This window comes from Dactylosporangium sp. NPDC006015, from assembly GCF_040614215.1.
Taxonomy (GTDB): Bacteria; Actinomycetota; Actinomycetes; order Mycobacteriales; family Micromonosporaceae; genus Dactylosporangium; species Dactylosporangium maewongense.
On sequence record NZ_JBEXUD010000108.1, the window covers coordinates 1 to 5604 of the forward strand.

Genomic DNA, 5604 nt, shown 5'->3' on the forward strand with positions numbered 1-5604 from the left:
AGGGCGGTGATCGCGGCGGCGAGGTCGGCCTCGGTGCACACGCCGAAGCTGTCGACCGCAGGCCGTGCGCGGGCAGCCGAGCCGAGGTGCGCTATGCGCCGACGTACTGGGCCAGGTGCTCGCCGGTCAGCGTGGAGCGGGCGGCGACCAGATCGGCGGGGGTGCCCTCGAAAACGAGGCGGCCGCCGTCGTGACCGGCGCCGGGGCCGAGGTCGATGATCCAGTCGGCGCGGGCCATGACGGCCAGGTGGTGCTCGATGACGATGACGGACTTGCCGGAGTCGACGAGGCGGTCGAGGAGCTTCAGCAGCTGCTCGACGTCGGCGAGGTGCAGGCCGGTCGTCGGCTCGTCCAGGACGTAGATGCCGCCCTTCTCCGCCATGTGGATGGCCAGCTTGAGCCGCTGGCGCTCGCCGCCGGAGAGGGTGGTGAGCGGCTGGCCGAGGGTGACGTAGCCGAGGCCGACGTCGGCCATGCGGTGCAGGATGGCGTGGGCGGCGGCCGACTTCGCGTGGCCGGCGGCGAAGAACGCCTCCGCCTCCGTCACCGACATCGCCAGGACCTCGCTGATGTCCTTGCCGCCCAGCTTGTATTCGAGGACGGCGGCCTGGAAGCGCTTGCCCTCGCACTCCTCGCAGACGGTGGCGACGCCCGCCATCATGGCCAGGTCGGTGTAGATGACGCCGTTGCCGTTGCAGTTGGGGCAGGCGCCCGCCGAGTTGGCGCTGAAGAGGGCCGGCTTCACCTTGTTGGCCTTGGCGAAGGCGGCACGGATCGGGTCGAGCAGGCCGGTATACGTGGCGGGGTTGCTGCGCCGGGAGCCGCGGATCGCGGTCTGGTCGACGGAGACGACGCCCGCGCCCTTGGGCACCGAGCCGTGGATGAGGGAGCTCTTGCCCGACCCCGCGACGCCGGTGACGACGACCAGCACGCCGAGCGGCACGTCGACGCTCACGTCCTGCAGGTTGTGCCGGCTCGCGTTGCGGATCGGCAGGGCACCCGTCGCCTTGCGCGGGTCGGCCTTGAGCACCGCCCGGTAGTCGAGGTGGCGGCCGGTGAGCGTGTCGCTGGCCCGCAGGTCCGCCACGGTGCCCTCGAAGCAGATCGTGCCGCCGGCGCCGCCCGCGCCCGGGCCGAGGTCGACGACGTGGTCGGCGATCGCGATCGTCTCGGGCTTGTGCTCGACGACGAGGACGGTGTTGCCCTTGTCGCGCAGGCGCTGCAGCAGCCCGTTCATCCGCTGGATGTCGTGCGGGTGCAGCCCGACGGTCGGCTCGTCGAAGATGTACGACACGTCGGTGAGGCTCGACCCGAGGTGCCGGATCATCTTGGTGCGCTGCGCCTCACCGCCGGACAGCGTGCCCGACGGCCGGTCCAGCGACAGGTAGCCGAGGCCGATCTCCACGAACGAGTCGAGCGTCTGCTGCAGGGTCGTCAGCAGCGGCCCGACCGCGGGGTCCTTGATGCCGCGGACCCAGTCGGAGAGGTCGCTGATCTGCATCGCGCACGCCTCGGCGATGTTGATGCCGTCGATGCGCGACTCCAGCGCCGCCTTGTTGAGCCGGGTGCCGTTGCACTCGGGGCAGGCCGTGAACGTGACCGCCCGCTCCACGAACGCGCGCAGGTGCGGCTGCAGGGCCTCCTTGTCCTTCTGCAGGAACCCCTTCTGGACCTTGGGGATGAGCCCCTCATAGGTCATGTTGATGTTCTCGATCTTGACCTTCACCGGCTCCTTGTACAGGAAGTCGTGCAACTCCTGCTCGGTGTAGTCGCGGATGGGCTTGTCGGCGTCGACGAAGCCGGACGCGGTGAAGATCCGCACGAGCCAGCCGTCGACGCTGTAACCCGGGATGGTGATCGCGCCCTCGCTCAGCGACTTGTCCCGGTCGAACAGCTCGTCGAGGTCGATGTCGTTGGCGGTGCCCATGCCCTCGCAGCGGGGGCACGCACCGGCGGGCACGTTGAAGCTGTAGTGGAACGACGGCCCGGCGCTCGGCACGCCGAGGCGGCTGAACACGATCCGCAGCATGGCATTCGCGTCGGTCGCGGTGCCGACCGTGGAACGGGAGTTGGCACCCATCCGCTCCTGGTCGACGATGATCGCCGTGGTCAGCCCTTCGAGCAGGTCGACGTCGGGCCGGCCCTGGCTCGGCATGAAGCCCTGGACGAACGCGCTGTAGGTCTCGTTGATGAGCCGCTGCGACTCCGCGGCGATCGTGCCGAACACCAGCGAGCTCTTGCCCGATCCCGACACCCCGGTGAACACCGTGAGCCGGCGCTTCGGGATGTCGACGCTGACGTCCTTCAGGTTGTTTTCCCTGGCCCCGTGGACCTTGATCAGGTCATGACTGTCTGCCTCATGCACCGGGCCACCATAGCGGGACCCCCCGACATTTTCGGCCGCTACATTGCGCTGATGACACGTTGGGAGAAGTTCGACGATGTGGACGCGGTGCTGCCGCCGAGCCCCTTCGAGGAGTTCGACGTCGAGTTCGATGCGGCTCTGGTACGGCGCGGCGACGTCCACGCCGACGGCGACTTCACCGGCGGCGACCTGTACAGGATGGCCGGCGTCGGCAGCACGGACGAGCTGACGGCGTTCGTGATCGACGGCGACCTCACCGTCGGCGGCACGCTGGACCTCGACGAGGGCGCCCCCGAGACGTTCGCCCTCATGGTCACCGGCACGCTGCGGGCGGCCGTCGTCAGCGTCGACGCCACGATGCTGTACGTCTACGGCGGCGCCGTCGTGAGCCGCCTGATCCACTTCGCGACGACCGACGGCACGCTGGCGATCGGCGGCACCACCGACTGCCCCCTCACCGTCTACGACGACGGCAACCTCGAGGTCGACAGCACCGGCCTCGTCCTCAACCGCCGCTTCGGTGAGACCTCGCCGGACCTTGTAGACGGCCTGGTCGACGGCCTGGTCCGCGACGACGGCCGGGTCGACGACCGGCTCGCCCTCGCCTGGGCCCGCGACGGCAAGCCGCTCCTGCGGCGGCGGTAGGTTCACAGGTCGCGGCGCTGGAAGGCGAGGGCGGAGAGGGCCAGCACGACGGCGGTCCAGATCGCGGCCCAGGCGACGTACGTGGGGGTCAGGCCGGTCTGGCTGAGGAACGGGTGGCCCTCGAACGCCTCGCTGAACTGGCTGAGCAGGGTCGGGTCCTGGAAGGCGTGCATCGCGCCGCGCCACAGGCCGTCGGTCGGCAGGAGCATCTTGGAGACGGTGCCGACCTGGGCGAGGCTCGCGTTGCCGAGGACCTCGCCGACGGCGCCGACGACGCCCGCGATCCAGGTGGCGCCGAAGAGGCCGACGGAGACGATGCCGGAGGCCATCGGTGAGATGACGGTCGACAGCAGCAGACCGAGGGTGAGCAGCGCCGCGGTCTGGGCGGCGAGCAGCGCCAGCCCCAGGAAGGGCTGCGGCGGCCAGTACCCGACCGTGGTCCGGACGATGAGCAGCTGCGCGAGGCCCGCGACGGCGACGAAGCCGCTGCCGAACGCGACCAGGCCCAGCCACTTGCCCACCAGGACCGCGGAGCGGCGGACCGGGCGGGTCATCATGGCCAGGGCGATGCCCGACTCGATCTCGCCGGCGAGGGTGGGGCCGGCGAGGAACGCGGTGCCGAGCGCGGAGATGAGGCTCAGCCCGAACATGACGAGGTTGAGCACGGTCGCGGCGGCCAGCCGGGACTCGCCGCTGGTGAGGCCGCCGAACGTGGCGTCGATGCGGGTGAAGCCCCAGGCGCTGAGGCCGAGCAGCAGGACGGTCAGGACGGCCAGGGACCGCAGCACCTTGCGCCGCGAGGCCTCCTGCAGCGTGAGTGAGGCGATCGTCAGGACGGTCATCGGTCCTCCGTCGAGGCGCGCAGGATGTCCAGGAGGCGTTCTTCCAGCGTGATCCGGGCCGGCTCGACCGCGTGGACGCGCACGCCGAGGCCGACCAGGTCGCTGACCAGGTCGGGGATGAGCGATTCGGCCGGATCCGCGGGCAGCGCGACGGTGAACTGGTCGCCGGCGGAGGTCACCGCGCCGGCCGCGGCGAGCCGGGCCGAGGCCGGCGGGGACACGCCGTCCAGGCGCAGGTGCAGGGACCGCCGGCCGAGCAGTTCGGGCAGCGTACCGGCGGCGGCGACCCGGCCCTTGTCCAGGATGACCACCCGGTCGCAGACGCGCTCGACCTCGCCGATGAGGTGCGAGTTGAGCAGCACGGCCACCCCGCGCTCCTTCAACGCCAGCAGCAGGTCCCTGACGTCGGCGCGGCCGAGCGGGTCGAGGGCGCTCGTCGGCTCGTCGAGCACGACGAGGTCGGGGCCGGCGACCAGGGCGACCGCCAGGCCGAGCCGCTGCTGCATGCCCTTGGAGAAGCCGCCGACCCGGTCGCCGGCGCGGTCCGCGAGCCCGACCGTGGCCAGGCACTCCTTTTGAGAAGGCGCGGGCACCGTGGCTCGGGCGAGCTTCACGTGCAGGTCGAGGACCTCCTGCGCCGTCAGCCAGGGTTGGTACCGGAAGAGCTCGGGCAGGTAGCCGACCCTGGCCCGGGCCGCCGGGTCCCGCGCCGGGCGGCCCAGCAGCAGCGCCTCGCCCGCGTCCGGCCGGACGAGCCCCAGCAGGATCTTGATGGCGGTGGTCTTGCCGGCGCCGTTCGGGCCGAGCAGCCCCAGGACCTCGCCCCGCCCGACGGTGAAGGAGACGTCGGCGAGCGCGGTCTGCCGCCGGTACCGCTTGCGCAACCCGGAACACCACACGGCCGGCGACGCGTTCACCGGTCCCACCGCAGCCCGCGCGCCACTGACAGCACCTCGTCGGCGGACAGTGACCCGGCGACCGCGGTGACCACGCCGTCGTCGACCCACACCACGCCGGACATGACGCCGTCGCGGGTCGTGAGGACGGTCGCCGGCTTCCCGCCGACGTCGGTCGCGGTCGCCTGCTGCCCGGAGCGGACGATCATCGGCCACGTGGTGCCGCTGCCGGAGAACGCGCGCAGCTGCGCGGCGACCGACTCGGGCAGGCCCGGCAGCGACAGCAGGTAGTCGCGGGCGGTGTCGAACGGGACGCCGGAGGAGTACGCGACCGGCGCGACGACCCGGGCCACGATCATGGCCGGGGCGCTGCGCCCGCCGCCCTGCCAGACGAGGGCGAGGCCGGGCCCGGCGCTCAGCCGGAACTTGCTGCCGTCCAGGCCGGGCGGCGGCGGGGGCAGCGTCGCGCCGGCCGCCGCGGCCGTCTGCGCGGCCTTCTCCGCCGAGAACGTGAACACCGCGTTCGCCTGGTCGCCGACCTGGAACGTCGGGTCGCCGGTCACGCCGCGCGGCAGCCTGCCGGTCCGCGGCACGGACAGGCCCGTGATCGACGCGGCCGCGGCGGCGTCGCCGACCTTCCGGACGTTCGGGCCGTTGGTGACCCTCACGTCGCCGTACGCGGCCAGGTCGGGCATCGTGACCAGGTCCGCCTGGGTGACGGTGATCGGGGCGATCCGGTCGGTCCGGAAGATCTGCAGCCAGTCCGCGGCGGCCGCGGCGCTCGCGCCGGTGAGCAGCGCGACGGCGGCGACGGCCGCGACGACCGGGCTGCGCAGCACCGCCCGCCACCGGGGGC

General features: G+C 72.2%; 5 protein-coding genes. 1 reads left to right on the top strand and 4 read right to left on the bottom strand.

The annotated features are described in order from the left end of the window. Positions 1 to 91: 91 nt before the first annotated feature. Entirely contained in the window at positions 92 to 2365 is a 2274-nt protein-coding gene (locus tag ABZ321_RS58070) for an excinuclease ABC subunit UvrA (protein ID WP_344505695.1), read from the bottom strand. 51 nt (positions 2366 to 2416) lie between these two features. On the opposite strand from ABZ321_RS58070, the gene ABZ321_RS58075 reads away from it, so the two are divergent. Continuing rightward, the gene (locus ABZ321_RS58075; protein WP_354905652.1) at positions 2417 to 3010 is read left to right on the top strand and encodes a hypothetical protein; all 594 of its coding nucleotides are present in this window, start codon (positions 2417 to 2419) and stop codon (positions 3008 to 3010) included. 2 nt (positions 3011 to 3012) lie between these two features. On the opposite strand, the gene ABZ321_RS58080 is transcribed toward ABZ321_RS58075, so the two are convergent. The 3 genes from ABZ321_RS58080 to ABZ321_RS58090 all read right to left on the bottom strand — a co-directional run. Continuing rightward, positions 3013 to 3852: an ABC transporter permease gene (locus tag ABZ321_RS58080; RefSeq protein ID WP_344505693.1), complete on the bottom strand. Its 840-nt coding sequence runs from the start codon at positions 3850 to 3852 to the stop codon at positions 3013 to 3015. Continuing rightward, positions 3849 to 4736: an ABC transporter ATP-binding protein gene (locus ABZ321_RS58085; protein WP_354905655.1), complete on the bottom strand. Its 888-nt coding sequence runs from the start codon at positions 4734 to 4736 to the stop codon at positions 3849 to 3851. The genes ABZ321_RS58080 and ABZ321_RS58085 overlap by 4 nt, the downstream gene beginning before the upstream one ends. A gap of 29 nt (positions 4737 to 4765) precedes the next feature. Further along, positions 4766 to 5604, bottom strand: an 839-nt coding sequence (locus tag ABZ321_RS58090; RefSeq protein ID WP_354905658.1) for a hypothetical protein, incomplete at its 5' end; no start/stop codon positions are given.